At 63.8% G+C, this 15,316-nt stretch carries 14 protein-coding genes and 1 pseudogene; 10 read left to right on the top strand and 5 right to left on the bottom strand.

Features of this window, described 5'->3' with window-relative positions:
* The first annotated feature begins 38 nt into the window (after positions 1-38).
* From lepA to nagZ, 10 genes are read left to right on the top strand one after another with little or no spacing between them, the layout of a single operon-like run.
* On the top strand, positions 39-1,832 hold the full coding sequence (gene lepA, locus NOM55_RS01725) for a translation elongation factor 4 (RefSeq protein ID WP_047966274.1): 1,794 nt from the start codon (positions 39-41) through the stop codon (positions 1,830-1,832).
* The gene (lepB, locus tag NOM55_RS01730; protein ID WP_255907228.1) at positions 1,833-2,795 is read left to right on the top strand and encodes a signal peptidase I; all 963 of its coding nucleotides are present in this window, start codon (positions 1,833-1,835) and stop codon (positions 2,793-2,795) included. It begins immediately after the preceding gene.
* A gap of 20 nt (positions 2,796-2,815) precedes the next feature.
* Positions 2,816-3,184 (top strand): DUF4845 domain-containing protein, encoded by a 369-nt coding sequence (locus NOM55_RS01735; protein WP_047966272.1) that lies wholly within the window; start codon positions 2,816-2,818, stop codon positions 3,182-3,184.
* 5 nt (positions 3,185-3,189) lie between these two features.
* The gene (rnc, locus tag NOM55_RS01740; RefSeq protein WP_053068071.1) at positions 3,190-3,894 is read left to right on the top strand and encodes a ribonuclease III; all 705 of its coding nucleotides are present in this window, start codon (positions 3,190-3,192) and stop codon (positions 3,892-3,894) included.
* Positions 3,895-3,897: 3 nt separating this feature from the next.
* Positions 3,898-4,788 (top strand): GTPase Era, encoded by an 891-nt coding sequence (era, locus tag NOM55_RS01745; protein ID WP_047966271.1) that lies wholly within the window; start codon positions 3,898-3,900, stop codon positions 4,786-4,788.
* A 21-nt stretch (positions 4,789-4,809) separates the two neighbouring features.
* A complete protein-coding gene (locus NOM55_RS01750; RefSeq protein ID WP_255907230.1) occupies positions 4,810-5,166 on the top strand; it encodes an antibiotic biosynthesis monooxygenase in 357 nt (118 codons plus the stop codon).
* On the top strand, positions 5,147-5,875 hold the full coding sequence (recO, locus tag NOM55_RS01755; RefSeq protein ID WP_255907231.1) for a DNA repair protein RecO: 729 nt from the start codon (positions 5,147-5,149) through the stop codon (positions 5,873-5,875). The genes NOM55_RS01750 and recO overlap by 20 nt, the downstream gene beginning before the upstream one ends.
* Positions 5,876-5,900: 25 nt before the next feature.
* Positions 5,901-6,635, top strand: coding sequence for a pyridoxine 5'-phosphate synthase (gene pdxJ / locus NOM55_RS01760; protein WP_120809737.1), 735 nt, complete (start codon positions 5,901-5,903; stop codon positions 6,633-6,635).
* A complete protein-coding gene (acpS, locus tag NOM55_RS01765; protein WP_255907232.1) occupies positions 6,635-7,030 on the top strand; it encodes a holo-ACP synthase in 396 nt (131 codons plus the stop codon). Before pdxJ ends, acpS begins: the two co-directional genes overlap by 1 nt.
* Positions 7,031-7,043: 13 nt before the next feature.
* Positions 7,044-8,135: a beta-N-acetylhexosaminidase gene (nagZ, locus tag NOM55_RS01770; protein WP_255907234.1), complete on the top strand. Its 1,092-nt coding sequence runs from the start codon at positions 7,044-7,046 to the stop codon at positions 8,133-8,135.
* 128 nt (positions 8,136-8,263) lie between these two features.
* Here the strand turns inward: nagZ and NOM55_RS01775 are convergent, their stop codons facing one another.
* The 5 genes and pseudogenes from NOM55_RS01775 to dinG form a co-directional block, all read right to left on the bottom strand.
* On the bottom strand, positions 8,264-9,931 hold the full coding sequence (locus tag NOM55_RS01775; protein ID WP_255907236.1) for a SulP family inorganic anion transporter: 1,668 nt from the start codon (positions 9,929-9,931) through the stop codon (positions 8,264-8,266).
* A gap of 114 nt (positions 9,932-10,045) precedes the next feature.
* Positions 10,046-11,512 (bottom strand): hypothetical protein, encoded by a 1,467-nt coding sequence (locus NOM55_RS01780; protein ID WP_255907238.1) that lies wholly within the window; start codon positions 11,510-11,512, stop codon positions 10,046-10,048.
* 177 nt (positions 11,513-11,689) lie between these two features.
* Complete coding sequence (map, locus tag NOM55_RS01785; protein WP_255907239.1) at positions 11,690-12,487, bottom strand: type I methionyl aminopeptidase; 798 nt, start codon at positions 12,485-12,487, stop codon at positions 11,690-11,692.
* A 117-nt stretch (positions 12,488-12,604) separates the two neighbouring features.
* Positions 12,605-12,892 (bottom strand): annotated as a pseudogene (locus tag NOM55_RS01790) (DUF3579 domain-containing protein); the annotation flags it as partial.
* A gap of 180 nt (positions 12,893-13,072) precedes the next feature.
* Positions 13,073-15,205 carry an ATP-dependent DNA helicase DinG gene (gene dinG, locus NOM55_RS01795; RefSeq protein WP_255907243.1) on the bottom strand — a complete coding sequence of 711 codons (2,133 nt, stop codon included), beginning with the start codon at positions 15,203-15,205 and terminating at the stop codon, positions 13,073-13,075.
* Positions 15,206-15,316: the final 111 nt, after the last annotated feature.

Genomic DNA, 15,316 nt, shown 5'->3' on the forward strand with positions numbered 1-15,316 from the left:
GGGCACAAACCAGTGCCCTTAATTTTTGCTGGATTCTGATGAAAAATATCCGAAATTTCTCGATCATTGCCCATATTGACCATGGCAAATCGACCTTGGCCGACCGCTTTATCCAGTATTGCGGTGGCTTGGACATGCGTGAAATGAGTGCGCAGGTGCTCGATTCGATGGACATCGAAAAAGAGCGCGGCATTACCATCAAGGCGCAAACCGCCGCGCTGACCTACAAGGCGCGTGATGGCCAGGTCTACAACCTGAACCTGATCGACACCCCGGGACACGTTGACTTCAGCTACGAAGTCAGCCGTTCGCTGTCGGCGTGCGAAGGCGCGCTGCTGGTGGTCGATGCCTCGCAAGGTGTCGAGGCCCAGACCGTGGCCAACTGCTACACCGCCATCGAACTGGGCGTGGAAGTGGTGCCGGTACTGAACAAGATCGACCTGCCGGCGGCCGATCCCGACCGCATCGCGCAGGAAATCGAGGACATCATCGGCATCGAGGCGGTGGACGCGGTGCGTGCCTCGGCCAAATCCGGCATCGGCATCGAGGACATCCTCGAAACCGTGGTCAGCAAGATTCCGCCGCCGGAAGGCAATCCGGACGGCCCGCTGAAGGCGCTGATCATCGACTCGTGGTTCGACAACTACGTTGGCGTGGTGATGCTGGTGCGCGTGATTGACGGCCAGCTGAAGCCGAAAGACAAGATCAAGTTCATGGCCACCCAGGCCGAACACCTGTGCGAACAGGTCGGCGTGTTCACGCCGAAGTCGGTGCAGCGCCCGAGCCTGAACGCCGGTGAAGTGGGCTTTGTCATCGCCGGTATCAAGGAGCTGAAATCGGCCAAGGTCGGCGACACCATTACTCTGGTGAACAAGCCGGCGGATGCGCCGTTGCCAGGCTTCAAGGAGGTACAGTCGCAGGTGTTTGCCGGCCTGTACCCGGTGGAAAGCCACGACTACGAGTCGCTGCGCGATGCGCTGGAAAAACTGCAGCTGAACGATGCCTCGCTCAAGTACGAGCCGGAAGTGTCGCAGGCGCTGGGCTTCGGCTTCCGTTGCGGCTTCCTCGGCCTGTTGCACCTGGAAATCGTGCAGGAACGTCTCGAACGCGAGTTCGACATGGACCTGATCACCACCGCGCCGACGGTGATCTACGAAGTGGTGATGAAGGACGGCACCATCAGCGAGGTGTCCAACCCGTCGAAGATGCCGGAAGCGGGCAAGTACGAAGAACTGCGCGAGCCGATCATCACCGCCACCATTCTGGTGCCGCAGGACTATGTCGGCTCGGTGATGACGCTGTGTAACCAGAAGCGCGGCGTGCAGCGCAATATGCAGTACATGGGCCGTCAGGTGATGCTGACCTACGATCTGCCGATGAATGAAGTGGTGATGGATTTCTTCGACAAGCTGAAGTCCACCAGCCGCGGCTATGCCTCGCTGGATTACGAGTTCAAGGAATTCCAGGCCTCGGATCTGGTGAAGCTGGACGTGCTGGTCAACAGCGAAAAAGTCGATGCACTGAGCCTGATCGTGCACCGCGCCACCAGCGTGTACCGCGGTCGCGAGCTGGTGTCGAAGATGCGTGAGCTGATTCCGCGTCAGATGTTCGACATCGCGGTGCAGGCGGCCATCGGCGGCCACATCATCTCCCGTGAAACGGTGAAGGCGCTGCGCAAAAACGTGCTGGCCAAGTGCTACGGTGGCGACATTACCCGTAAGAAAAAGCTGCTGGAAAAGCAGAAGGCCGGTAAGAAGCGGATGAAGCAGGTCGGCAACGTGGAGATTCCACAGGAAGCCTTCCTCGCGATCTTGCAAGTTGGGGACAAATAAATGGGGGCAAACCTGTTCTGGGTATGGATGGTGCTGCTGGCGGTCGGCGTGATGCTGATCGCGTTTGGCGGCAAGCGTGATGACGGTACCCACGCTTCATCCATCGAGTGGGGATATCTGGCGATTCTGGGCGGGGCTTTCGGCCTGCTCTCCGACCACATGAGCTTCACCGCGGTGATGCTGCTGGTAGTGGTGGTGACCGGTGGCGTGTGGCTGTTCGACAAGCTGGTGCTGGCCAAGCGCCGGCAGCCGGGCGTGGTGGTGCCGCACTACATCGACTTCCCGCGCGGCTTCTTCCCTGTGATCGCGGTGGTGTTCCTGCTGCGTGCCTTCGTGGTGGAGCCGTTCCAGATCCCTTCCAGCTCGATGCGCCCGGGACTGGTGGTTGGTGACTTCATCCTGGTCAACAAGTTCGGCTACGGCCTGCGCGTGCCGGTGCTGAACAAGGTGTTCGTGCCGGTCGGCACGGTCGAACATGGCGACGTGGTGGTGTTTACCTATCCTGAAAACGAGAAGGTCAGCTTCATCAAGCGCGCCATCGGTTTGCCGGGTGACACGGTGGAATATCGCAACAAGCAGCTGTCGGTGAACGGCAAGCCGCTGCCGCGCCTGAGCGTCGGCGAGCACAGCTACCTGGAACAGGGCTTGATGTTGGTGCAGAACCAGCGCTATACCGAAACCCTGGGCAAGGTCAGCTACGATACGCTGGTCATTCCGGAGGCGCCGGTTTACAACCCGGCCGGTGTGCGTTCCTTCGCGCTGCGCGAAAATTGCGAATACCGTGATGACGGCTTCAGCTGCAAGGTGCCGCAGGGACACTATTTCATGATGGGTGACAACCGCGACAACAGCGAAGACAGCCGCTACTGGGGCTTTGTCGAGGACCGCTTGCTGGTTGGCAGGGCGTTCCTGATCTGGCTGAACCTTGGTGACTTCTCGCGTATTGGCAAATCCATCCATTAATCCGGGTGCAGGAGCATGATATGAAGCAGCAACGTGGTTTTTCCCTGTTGGTGGTGCTGGCGCTGGCCATCGTGTTGTCGGTGGTGCTGCTGGCCTTCTTCAAGCTGCTGCCGGTGTATACCGAGTATTTTGCGATCAAGAAAACGATCGACGAAATGGTGGTGACCCCGGGTAAAACCGAAGGTGAATTGCGCCGCGAATTCAGGGACCGCACCACGGTGCACGGCATTGTCTCGATCAAGCCGGAGGACCTGCTGATCCTGACGACACCGACCGCGGTCGGCATCGGCGTGCGTTATCGCCGCGAAGTGCCCCTGGTCGATCATCTCGGCCTGATCCTTTCTTTTGAACATGAGGCAGGTACCCCTGTCCTGGAATCGAATCCCTAAATATAGTGAATCAGTCTGATCAACGTTTCCGGCGCCTGTGTACGGCGCTGGATTATTCTTTTAGCCGCTTCGAATTGCTGCGTCAGGCGGTGACCCATCGCAGCTTTGGCGCGCCGAACAACGAACGTTTCGAGTTCGTTGGCGACAGCATTCTCAACTACACCGTTGCCAAGATGCTGTTCGATCACTTTCCGAAACTGTCGGAGGGCGAGCTGTCGCGCTTGCGGGCCAACCTGGTAAACCAGAGCACGCTGGCCGAGATCGCGCAGCAGCTGAAGCTGGGCGATTACCTGTACCTGGGCGAGGGCGAGCTGAAGAGCGGCGGTTTCAACCGGCCGTCGATCCTGGCCGATGCGGTGGAGGCCATCTTTGCCGCCATCAGCTTCGATACCGACTTCATGGCGGCGGAGCGTGTAGTGCGCCGCCTGTACCAGGAGCGCGTGGTCGCCATCGACCCCAGCAAGCACGCCAAGGATGCCAAGACCCGGTTGCAGGAGGCGCTGCAGGCGCGCCGGCTGTCACTGCCGCGTTACAGTATCCTGTCGCAGAGCGGCGAAGCGCACGAGCAGAGCTTCCGCGTGCAGTGCGATCTGGCCGAGCTGAGCATCATTACCACCGGTGACGGCATCAGCCGTCGCGGGGCAGAGCAGCAGGCGGCCGATGCTGCACTGCTGCTGCTTGAACAACACTTTGCCGCAGGCAAGAAATAAGCCATGACCGATACCGATTTCCGCTGTGGCTTTGTCGCCATCGTTGGCCGCCCCAATGTGGGCAAATCCACGCTGATGAACCATCTCATCGGCCAGAAGATCAGCATTACCTCGAAAAAGGCGCAGACCACGCGCCACCGCGTCAACGGCATCCATACCGAGCCGAACGCGCAGTTCGTGTTCGTCGATACCCCCGGCTTCCAGACCTTTCACAAGGGCGCGCTCAATGCCACGCTGAACCAGTCGGTGAAAGACACCCTGGGCAGCGTCGATTGCGTGCTGTTCGTGCTGGAAGCGATGCGGCTGTCCAACGCCGACCGCGAGGTGATGGCGCTGCTGCCGAAGAATACGCCGGTAATCCTGGTGCTGAACAAGGTCGACAAGGCCAAGGACAGCCTGATGCTGAACGCCTTCATCCAGCAGGTGCGTGAGGAGTTCGAGTTTGCCGATGCCGAAGTGGTCAGTGCCAAGCACGGCCAGCGCCTGGCCGAGCTGCTGGACAAGGTGCGCCCGCACCTGCCGGCCTCGGTGCCGCTGTACCCGGAAGACATGATCACCGACAAGAGCCAGCGCTTCCTCGCCGCCGAGATCGTGCGCGAGAAGCTGTTCCGCTACCTGGGTGAAGAGCTGCCGTACGAGATGAACGTGGAAGTCGAGGCGTTCGAGGTCGACGGTCACATGTTCCGCATCCACGTCGCCATTCTGGTGGACAAGGAAGGGCAGAAGCCGATCGTGATCGGCCGTGGTGGCGAGAAACTGAAGAAGATTTCTACCGAGGCCCGTCTCGACATGGAGCAGCTGTTTGACTGCAAGGTGTTCCTCGAGGTGTGGGTGAAGGTGAAATCCGGCTGGGCCGACGACGTGCGCTTCCTGCGCGATTTCGGCCTGAACTGAGACTGAGCAAAGGTTGGCCGCATGTTTGCCCGTACCCCGACACCGCCCTACTGGGCGGTGATTTTTAGCAGCCAGCGCAGCGCTGTCGAACAGGGCTACGCCGACATGGGCGAGCGCATGGTCGAGCTGGCGGCCGAGCAGCCCGGCTTTCTCGGCGTGGAAAGCGTGCGCGATGCCGACGGTTTCGGCATCACCGTGTCGTACTGGGACAGCGAGGCGGCCATCGCGGCGTGGAAGGCCAATAGCGAGCACCAGCTGGCGCAGCGGCAGGGTTTTGCGCAGTGGTACGCCGGCTTCGAGCTGCGCGTGGCGCAGGTTGGCCGCGTGCACAGCTGGCGCAAGCCGCAGGCAGGGACGGATGCAGCAGGGCAGGGTTGATCGCCAGCCGGCCTACGTGCTGCACACCCAGCCCTACCGCGAGACCAGCCTGCTGGTGGAAGTGCTGACCCGCGATTACGGCCGTTTCACGCTGGTGGCGCGCGGCGCAAGGCGGCCGCGTTCCGACTTGCGTGGACTGTTGCTGCCGTTCCAGCCCTTGCAGCTGGCCTGGTTCGGCAAGGGTGAATTGCGCACCCTGCACACCGCCGACTGGCGCGGCGGTGTGCCACAGTTTGCCGGCGCGCGGCTGGTGACCGGTTTCTATCTCAACGAGCTGGTGCTGCGCCTGGCGGCCCGCGACGACCCGTCGCCGGCGCTGTTCAAACTGTACGATCGCGCGGTGCGCAGCCTGGTCGACCATGCGCTGACTGCCACCGTGCTGCGCCGCTTTGAGCTGGCGCTGCTGGAAGAGCTGGGCTACGCGCCGGCGCTGACGCAGGATACTCTGGCGCAGGCCATTGCACCGCAGGCGCGCTATCTGTGCCGCTTCGGAGCCGCGCCGGAGCCCACCGACGGCGAGCAGGCGCCACGCGGTGCGGCCAACGTCAGCGGCGCCACCTTGCTGGCGCTGGCCGCCGCCGATTTCGAGCAGCCGCAAACCCGGCGCGAAGCGCGCCTGCTGTTGCGGCTGTTGCTGGATGAATTGCTGGGCCCGGAGCCGCTGGCTTCGCGCGAACTGCTGACTACCCTCTACGCGCTGTCCGACTGACGGCGCGCCTTGCCGGAGATACAGAATGATACTGCTAGGTGTGAACATCGATCATGTGGCGACGCTGCGTCAGGCGCGCGGTACCCGTTTCCCCAGCCCGATCGAAGCGGCGCTGGTGGCCGAATCCAGCGGTGCCGACCTGATCACGCTGCATCTGCGTGAAGACCGCCGCCATATCCAGGACCACGATGTCGACACCATGCGCCGTGTGATCAAGACGCGCATGAACCTGGAAATGGCGCTGACCGACGAGATGCTGGCCAATGCGCTGCGCGTGCAGCCGGAAGACGTGTGCCTGGTGCCGGAAAAGCGCGAGGAAGTGACCACCGAGGGCGGCCTCGACGTGATCCGCTACTTTGACCAGGTGCGCGACTTCACCCGCCAGCTGACGGCCGCCGGCAGTCGGGTGTCGATCTTCATCGATCCTGACCGCGAGCAGATCCAGGCCGCGTTCGATGCCGGTGCCCGTGTCATCGAGCTGCACACCGGCGCCTACGCCCACGCCGATTTCAAGCATGACGAGCAGCAGGCTGAGCTCGCGCGCATCCGCGAGGCGGCGGTGTTCGGCAGCCATCTCGGCATGGTGGTCAACGCCGGCCACGGCCTCAACTACCACAACGTGAAACCGATCGCCGCGATTGCGGAGATCGCCGAGCTGAACATCGGTCACGCGCTGGTCAGCCATGCGCTGTTTGTCGGCTTTGCCGAGGCGGTGCGCCAGATGAAGGCGCTGATGATCGAAGGTCGTCAGGGGCTGTAATGATTTACGGCATCGGCACCGACATGGCGCGCATCGAGCGCTTCGACGCGATGCTGGCACGTCACGGCCTGCGTTGCGGCCAACGTTTGCTGGCCGAATCCGAGCGGGCCGAACTGGCGCAGGCGAAACAGCCGGCGCGCTTTCTCGCCAAGCGCTTCGCCGCCAAGGAAGCGCTGGGCAAGGCGCTGGGTACCGGCGTGCGCGCGCCGGTGCTGCTGACGGCGATTGCCGTGGTGCACGATGCGCTGGGCAAGCCGATGTTTGCCTTTTCCGATCCGCTGCAGGCTTTCCTGCACCAGCGTGGCATCTGCGCGGTGCACCTGTCGATCAGCGATGAACAACAACACGCGTTCGCTTTCGTGGTCTGCGAAAGCGCGCTTGCGGCCAACCCTTGATGGCGTTTTCTTTATGAACAAGCTTCCCCTGCAATTGCCTCGCGGCCCTGTGATGATCGACGTCGCGGCCTTTACCCTGACCGCTGCCGAGCGCGAGCGCCTGTGCCACCCGCTGGTCGGCGGCGTGATCCTGTTCCGTCGCAATTTCCAGAATATCGAACAACTGCAGGCGCTGACCGCCGAGATCCGCGCGCTGCGCGAGCCGCAGCTGCTGATCGCCGTCGATCACGAAGGCGGCCGCGTGCAGCGCTTCATCGACGGCTTCACCCGCCTGCCGCCGATGCGGGTGCTGGGCGAGGCGTGGGAGCATGAGGGTGTCTCGGTCGGCCGTGCGGCGACTGAGAACGTGGGCTACGTGCTGGCCGCCGAGCTGCGTGCCTGTGGTATCGACCTCAGCTTCACGCCGGTGCTGGATCTGGACTGGGGGCAGTGCGCGGTGATCGGCAACCGCAGTTTCCATCGCGCCCCAGCAGTGGTGTCGGATCTGGCGCTGGCGCTGCAACATGGCCTGCAGCGTGGCGGCATGAGCAGTTGCGGCAAGCACTTTCCGGGGCACGGCTTTGTCGAGGGCGACAGCCATCACGTGATTCCGGTCGATCAGCGCAGTCTGGCACAATTGCAGGCCGACGATCTGCAACCGTTTGCGCAGCTGGCGGCGGCCGGCATGGCCTCGGTGATGCCGGCGCACGTGGTGTATCCGGCGGTGGATGCGCAGCCGGCTGGCTTTTCCAAAGTCTGGCTGCAGGACATCCTGCGCGGCGAGCTGGGCTTCGATGGCGTGATCTTCTCCGACGACCTGACCATGGAAGGCGCCGCCGGCGTCGGCAACATCGTCGAGCGTGCTCGTGCCGCCTTCGACGCTGGCTGCGACATGGCGCTGGTGTGCAACCGTCCGGATCTGGCCGACCAGCTGCTGGCCGAGCTGGCCGATCCGCAGCTGCCAGGGTTGGCCGCACGGTTGCAGAAAATGGCCGGGCGGGGCGCGCAGGCGGACTGGCAGGCGCTGCTGGCTACCGACAGCTTCGCGCAGGCGCGCGCGGCGGTGCAGCAGCTGAGCATGCCCAAGGATGCGCTGGCCGGGCCGGCGGTGGGCGAGGCCTGCTGAGTCCGGGCGAGGTTAACCCGTCCGCAGCAAGAGAAAAGGGCAGCCAACGGCTGCCCTTTTTCACGTCTACTTTACGGCTACTTTCACGCTTAGGCCGATTGCTGCGCGGTGCGTCGAGGCATTGCAGCTCAGGCCCACACCACGCCGGCGGTGAGCACCTCTTCTGCGTGCTGCAGCGCAGTGGTCAGATCGGGCTGGATGTTGCGATTGCCCATCTCGCGGGCGAGGCGCGCCTGTTTCAGCATTTGCATCACCTCGGTACCGGCACCGCACAGGATCAGCGTGCGCCCCTGCGTCTTCAGGTGCCGGTTCAGCGCCGACAGCGCCAGCAGGCCGGTGGTGTCCAGCATCACCAGCCGGTGCAGTTGCAGTATGATGACCCGCGCCTCGGGATGGGCGTTGGCGATGGCCTCGATGCGGTCGGTGGCGCCGAAGAACAGCGCGCCCTCGATGCGGTAGGCGATGCAGCCGTCGGGGATGTGCTTGCCGGCGATGGAGTGGCGTTCGTACAGCTGCTGATGTTCGGCTTTCAGCTCCTGCACGCTGGTGCTGCCGGCCATGCGCTGGATGAAGAACACCGCCGCCATCATCAGTCCGATCTGCACCGCGATGGTGAGGTCGAAGATGACCGTCAGCGCGAAGGTCACCACCAGCACCAGCGTGTCGCGCTTCGGAAACTGCGCCGCCTTGCGGATGTCCCAGTCACCCATCTTGATGGCGACCGCGATCAGGATGGCGGCCAGCACCGCCAGCGGGATGTAGGCCGCCAGCGGCGCCGCGATCAGGATCACCAGCAGCAGGAACAGTGCATGCACGATGCCGGACACCGGCGTCTTGCCGCCGTTGTTGATGTTGGTGGCGGTGCGGGCGATGGCGCCGGTGGCGGGAATGCCGCCGAAGAACGGCACCACCATGTTGGCGATGCCCTGCGCGATCAGCTCCTGGTTGGCGTCGTGCTTGTCACCGGTCAGGTTGTCGGCGACCACGGCACACAGTAGCGACTCGATGGCGCCGAGCAGCGCGATGGTGAAGGCCGGGGCCAGCAGGTCGGACAGGTGTTCCGGGTCGAAGGCCAGGCCGTGCAGCTCGGGCAGCCCTTGCGGAATGCCGCCGAACTTGCTGCCGATGGTGGCCAGCGGCAGCGAGAACAGGCTGACGGTCAGCGTGGCCAGCACCAGCGCCACGAACGGCCCCGGCAGCTTCTGGTTCAGTGATTTCGGCCACAGCAGGATCAGCAGCAGCGAGGCGGCGGAGACGGCCAGCGTCAGCGGATCGAGCTGATTGATGGTGTGGCGCAGGAGGTCGACGACGGCGAAGAAGCCGCTGGGCATGCTGCCGATCGGCAGGCCGAAGAAATCCTTCAGCTGGGTGAGCAGGATCAGCACCGCGATGCCGTTGGTGAAGCCGGTAATCAGCGGCATCGGGAAGAACTTGATCACCTGCCCCAGTCGCAGCAGCCCCATCAGCACCAGCATTACCCCGGCCATGAAGGTGCAGATGATCAGGTTGGCGATGCCGTATTTGACCACGATGCCGTAGATGATGACGATGAAGGCGCCGGTCGGGCCGCTGACCGAGGTCTTGCTGCCGCCGAGCAGTGAGGTCAGGAAGCCGGCGATGACGGCGGTAAAGATGCCGGCCTGTGGTGGCACGCCGCTGGCAATGGCAAACGCCATCGCCAGTGGCAGCGCGACGATGCCGACGGTAATGCCGGCCATCAGGTCCTGGCGCAAGGTGGCCTTGTCGTAGCGGCGCAGGGTGTGCAGCAGGGCGGGGTGGAAGCGGACGGTGGCCATGGGGCGCTCTGGGCGACAGTTGGAGAGCTACAGACTAGTAAAATCCCCATTGACGCTCAAGGGTTTTATGCAAACGCGGCGCCGAAAGTGGCAAGGCCTTGCCGCCGGAATGGCTCAGTGACGTTCGGCGCGGACGTTGATCAGCTGGTAGTAGGCGGTCTGCAGCAGTAGGCGGGTGGCCTTGACCGGCAGTACGCCCTGCGGCTGGTGGATCTCGAACTGGCGCAGCGCCTGGTACGGCTTGCCGTACATCACCAGCACGTCCTGCGGGTTGAGGCGGGCATTGGCGGCCAGCCGGATCGCGTTTTGCGCCTGTTCGGTGGCGTAGGTGACCACCGGCTTCACCTGGATCGCTTCCGGGTTCTTGCCGACGATCTCGATACCGCATTCGGTATCGCCGCACGGGCTGTGGCGGTTGATCCAGCGCACCACGCCGAGGAAAGGGTCGCGGCCGGGACGGCGGATCAGCACCAGCTCGCCGCTGCGTAGCGGCATGGTCGGCAGTTGGCCGCGCAGCAGGTAGCCGCTGGCGCTCATATTGCACACCTGCATCTGCGCCACTGGCGGTGGTGTATCGTCGCTGTCGGCTTGCAGTGCCTGCCAGCAGTGGTCGAGGGTGGCGTGCAGCTGCACGAACTCTTCGCTCTTGCTGTGCAGGCGCAGGTAGCGCCGCTGCGGCGGATAGACCAGTTCCTGGCGCAGTTTCAGGATCAGCTGCTGCTCCAGCTGTGCCGCGGCATCCAGTTGCGGGGTGGCTTGGCTTTTTTCTTCCCAGCTCTGCAGCACGCGGTGCACGCCGAGCAGCAGCTGGGCATGCTCCTGCCCCGGTTTGCCGCGGATGCTGCTGTGACGCGGCGCGGCATCGCGCGCCAGGTCGACGATGAAGCCGTTACCGTCCACTGCCGACGCCAGTGGCAGCAGCTGGGCATGCTTGCCGCCTTCGCGCACCAGCCGCACCAGGCACTCGATGCGCGCCGGATCCAGCCGGTTGCTGGCGGTGACGCCGAGCAGCAGCAGCTGGCGGTACAGCGCGCCGAGGGTATCGTTCTTGCCGGCGGCAGTTTTGCTTTCCCAGCCGCCATCCAGCAGGTAGCGGTACAGGCGGTGGCAATCCTGCCAGAAACCGGGTGGCAGGCTGCTGTAGCCTAGTGCATGGGTGCGCAGCACTTCGATGGCACAGGCGAGGCAGTCGGCGCAGGAGTCGATCTTGCTTTTGTTGCTGCTGAAAAAGCCGTTGCGGCCCGCTTCCTGCTGCAGTCCCCGTTTTGCCTGGTGCAGCAGGCTGGTGGCAAGCGCCTGGGCCAGCACCATGGCGAACAATGCCTGCTGCGGCTGCGAGGCATCCAGACGGCGGGCCAGTTCCAGCAGGGCCGGCAGCAGGCTGTCGGCCTGGGCCCGCTGTGCCGGCAGCAGGGACGTGCTGTTGCCGGTTAGTGTGGCATGCAGCTCGCGCAGCAGGGTCTCGGCGGCGGCAAGGGTCTGCCGCGCGCCGTGCTCGCGGGCATGCTCGCCGCTGGCGCGCATCAGGTCGGCAAATTCGACTGCTTCGGCCAGATCGATGGCCATGACGAGGGTCAGCACATTCAACGCACTAGCTTGGGAGGTGGGGAGGGGGGCGTGCTCTGGGCGCGCCGGCTGCAGGGCATTGTGCCTGCTTAGTGGCGGAAAAAAAGGGGGACTGGCCGCTTTTTGGCGGGAATGTGCATATTCACGCAAAAGGCCGGACATTCAGTCCGGCCTCGTTAACGCTGCTGCAGCTTATTTCCACACCGGTTTCGGCGGGGTGCCGTCGGAGGTGGTCATGATTTCGTAGCCGGTTTCGGTGACCAGCACGGTGTGTTCCCACTGCGCCGACAGGCTGCGGTCCTTGGTGACCACGGTCCAGCCATCGGCCAGCAGGCGCAGGTGGCGCTTGCCCTGGTTGATCATCGGCTCGATGGTGAAAATCATGCCGGCCTTCAGTTCCATGCCGGTGCCCGGCTGGCCGTAGTGCAGCACTTGCGGCTCTTCGTGGAACTTGGTGCCGATGCCGTGGCCGCAGAATTCCTGCACCACGCTGTAGCCGGCGCCTTCGGCGTGGCGCTGGATGGCGTTGCCGATGTCACCGAGACGAGCGCCCGGCTTGACCTTCTCGATACCCTTCCACATGCACTCGTAGGTGACCTTGCACAGGCGGCGCGCAAAGTCGCTGACCTGGCCGACGTAGTACATGCGGCTGTTGTCGCCGTGGTAGCCATCCTTGATCACGGTGATGTCCATGTTGAGGATGTCGCCGTTTTTCAGTGGTTTGTCGTCGGGGATGCCGTGGCAGATCACGTGGTTGATCGAGGTGCAGATCGATTTCGGATACGGAATGCCGCCATCCGGCGCGTAGTTCAGTGGCGCCGGGATGGTGCCCTGCACATTGACCATGTAGTCGTGGCAGAGCTGGTTCAGTTCGTTGGTGGTGACGCCGGGTTTGACGAAGGGCGTAATGTAGTCGAGCACTTCCGCTGCGAGCCGTCCGGCAACGCGCATTTTTTCGATATCTTGCTGGCTTTTGATCAGTGTGGACATGCGTTCATCGCTTGATGGGTTCAAGCCGTCATGATAGCAAACATCACGTTAGCGGACGACCCGCGCCGTCTGCTGCGTGCTGCCAGCATGTCAGGCCAGAAACTGGTTCGGGTAGATTTCGTCGATCAAGGTGCGGCAATCCACGATGCGCAGATCGTTGTCCTTGGCAAAATCCATCAGAAAGCGGAATACCTGCGGCTGGTTTTTTTCCAGCTTCTTGTCCACTGCGACGCAGCGGACGTTGTCCAGCATCATCGGGCGTACAAACTGGTGATAGGCCAGCTTCTGGTCGTCGCCAAACGACGAGAGGATGCCGGCGAGACGTTCGGCCCAGTCGCTGGGGCGGAACGTGCGGCCTTCGGATGTCAGGCCTTGGATAACGATTTCGTATGGATTACAGATCATGGCTTAACCGGGCGCGTTCTTTTGAGTGGGTGTGGTCTCTTGCCCTGTGCTGAATTGTTATGTGGCAGAGCAAACAGTTCTGCGATGTCAGTCACGGTTCGGGTTTACCCTCCATTCTACCGTAAAACCGGGTGGGCATCATCCTGCGCGGTGGCGGCAGGATGGCGGCTTTCCCCAATATCAAATCCGGCGGAATGGTGGCAGGGCGGCCAGCAGGCGTTTGCCATAGTTCTGGCGCACGATGCGGGTGTCAAGGATGGTGACGCGGCCATAGTCCTGTTCGGTACGGATCAGGCGGCCGACGGCCTGGATCAGTTTGATCGACGCCTCCGGCACCGTCAGCTCCACGAACGGGTTGCCGCCGCGTTTTTCGATCCAGCGCGACAGGGTGCGGCCGACCGGATCATCCGGCATCGCGAACGGCAGCTTGGCGATAATGACGTGCACGCAGGCTTCACCCGGCAGATCCAGCCCCTCGGAGAACGAGTCCAGCCCGAACAGCACGCTGGCGCGGCCGGCCTGCAGTGCGTCGCGGTGATTCTGCAGCAGCACCGCCTTGGGCAGCTCGCCCTGCATCTGTACCCGTTCGCGCAGGTTGGCCGCAAGCCCTTCCGCCACTTCCTGCATCTGCTTGCGCGAGGTGAACAGCACCAGCGTGCCGACCGCCTCGTTGAGGTCGACCAGCTTGGGTAGCCAGTCGATGATTTCGCGGGTGTGACCGGCCGGGTCTTTCGGGGTGCTGAGCAGCGGCGGCACGTACAGCTCGCCCTGTTCGCTGAAGTTGAACGGCGAATCCAGCGCCACGGTCTGCACCTGCTCCAGCCACTTGAGGCCGGTCTGCGACAGCAGCAGGTCGAAGCTGCCCAGCGAGCGCAGCGTGGCCGAGGTCAGCACCGCGCCGGCGGCACGGCGCCACAGCGTGGCGGCGAGGCTGCCTGCCGCGCTCACCGGCGAGGCGGAGAACAGGTAGTCGCCCTTGCCGTCGGCGCGGCGGGTCACCCACTTGGCGATCGGCGGCGCGTTTTCTTCCGGCTCCTTCTCGAACAGGTCCCACAGCGCCATCAGCTGTTCGCACTTGCCGACCATGAAGCCGACATCGGAGCTGGTCTTGTCGATCAGCAGCGTCTCCTGCTGCTTGTCCTTGCGCAACTGGCCGAGGCCATCGCTCATGCCGGTCAGGTTTTTGTACAGCATGCGTGCCGACAGCGCCATGTTGGCCGCCGGGATCTTCATCGATTCCGGCAGCACGCCGTCCTCGACCAGCCACGACGGTTCCAGGTTGTCGCTGCTGGCTTCCAGCGACGGCTCGGTCTGCAGCAGCCACAGCCATTCGGTGAGGCTTTCCATGCAGGCCGCCGCCGCCTCGCAGGCGTTGCTGGCCAGCTCCGGCTTGTCGATCAGGCTCTCGACGCGGGTCGCCAGCGGCGTGACCTTGTCCAGCCACGCCATCGCCTGCGCCAGACTGTGCTCGGCGGCGAACTGGTTGACCGCCTTCTTGGCCAGGTGGTGCGCCTCGTCGATGCAGTAAAAGCTGTTTTCCGGCGCCGGCAGGATCACGCCACCGCCCATCGCCACGTCAGCCAGCATCAGGTCGTGGTTGGCGACCACGATGTCGACGGTTTCCAGTGTTTCGCGCGCCAGGTAGAACGGGCACTCCGGACGGTTGGGACAGCCGGCTTTCAGGCAGCCGTGGCGGTCGTTGGTGACGCGGCGCCACAGCTCGTCATTGATCATTTCCGGCCAGCTGTCGCGGTCGCCGTTCCACTTGCGGTAGTAAAACGCGTCGGCCAGCTGGCGCAGCGCCTCGATCTCGCCCTGTTCCGGCTTGCGCTCCCACAGCGCCAGCGCCGGGTCCTGCGCGATCAGCTCGCCCTGCGCGTTGTCGGCGGTGAGCTGGTACAGGCGGTACGGGCACAGGTAGCGGCCGCGGCCCTTGGCCAGTGCGAAGGTGGCCGGCAGGCCGCTTTTCTCGATGGCGAACGGCAGGTCGCGATTGACCAGCTGTTCCTGCAGCGCGATGGTGGCGCTGGTGACCACCAGCTTCTTGCCGCGCGACTTGGCCATCACGCCGCCGGCCAGCAGGTAGGCCAGGCTCTTGCCGACGCCGGTCGGGCCTTCGATCACGGCGATGCTCTCGCCGTTGCGCTCCGGCGCGTCGTCGCTGTCCTCGGCCTTGCTCAGGGTGCTGCCAAAGGCGTTGGCGACGGTGGCCAGCATTTGTCGCTGGGCGGCGCGCGGGCGGAAGCCCGGCAGGTTGTCGGCAATGGCGCGATAGTACTCGCGCAGGGAATCTTTTTCGGCGTCGGTCAGCATCCGCGCATTGTAGCGGATTGGCCGCCCGCCTGCTTTGCCGCGTCGCCGGCACGGGCATCTGGCATCGCCGCTGCATGCCGCTTAGCAGCCTGTCATCGGGGCGGCTAGACT

Source organism: Vogesella sp. AC12, from assembly GCF_024437575.1.
GTDB lineage: Bacteria > Pseudomonadota > Gammaproteobacteria > Burkholderiales > Chromobacteriaceae > Vogesella > Vogesella indigofera.

Excerpts from the sequence above, each read along its gene's own strand:
- lepA (WP_047966274.1), top strand. The coding sequence starts at position 39 with ATGAAAAATATCCGAAATTTCTCGATCATTGCCCATATTGACCATGGC.
- lepB (WP_255907228.1), top strand. The coding sequence starts at position 1,833 with ATGGGGGCAAACCTGTTCTGGGTATGGATGGTGCTGCTGGCGGTCGGC.
- NOM55_RS01735 (WP_047966272.1), top strand. The coding sequence starts at position 2,816 with ATGAAGCAGCAACGTGGTTTTTCCCTGTTGGTGGTGCTGGCGCTGGCC.
- era (WP_047966271.1), top strand. The coding sequence starts at position 3,898 with ATGACCGATACCGATTTCCGCTGTGGCTTTGTCGCCATCGTTGGCCGC.
- NOM55_RS01750 (WP_255907230.1), top strand. The coding sequence starts at position 4,810 with ATGTTTGCCCGTACCCCGACACCGCCCTACTGGGCGGTGATTTTTAGC.
- recO (WP_255907231.1), top strand. The coding sequence starts at position 5,147 with ATGCAGCAGGGCAGGGTTGATCGCCAGCCGGCCTACGTGCTGCACACC.
- pdxJ (WP_120809737.1), top strand. The coding sequence starts at position 5,901 with ATGATACTGCTAGGTGTGAACATCGATCATGTGGCGACGCTGCGTCAG.
- acpS (WP_255907232.1), top strand. The coding sequence starts at position 6,635 with ATGATTTACGGCATCGGCACCGACATGGCGCGCATCGAGCGCTTCGAC.
- nagZ (WP_255907234.1), top strand. The coding sequence starts at position 7,044 with ATGAACAAGCTTCCCCTGCAATTGCCTCGCGGCCCTGTGATGATCGAC.
- NOM55_RS01775 (WP_255907236.1), bottom strand. The coding sequence starts at position 9,931 with ATGGCCACCGTCCGCTTCCACCCCGCCCTGCTGCACACCCTGCGCCGC.
- map (WP_255907239.1), bottom strand. The coding sequence starts at position 12,487 with ATGTCCACACTGATCAAAAGCCAGCAAGATATCGAAAAAATGCGCGTT.
- dinG (WP_255907243.1), bottom strand. The coding sequence starts at position 15,205 with ATGCTGACCGACGCCGAAAAAGATTCCCTGCGCGAGTACTATCGCGCC.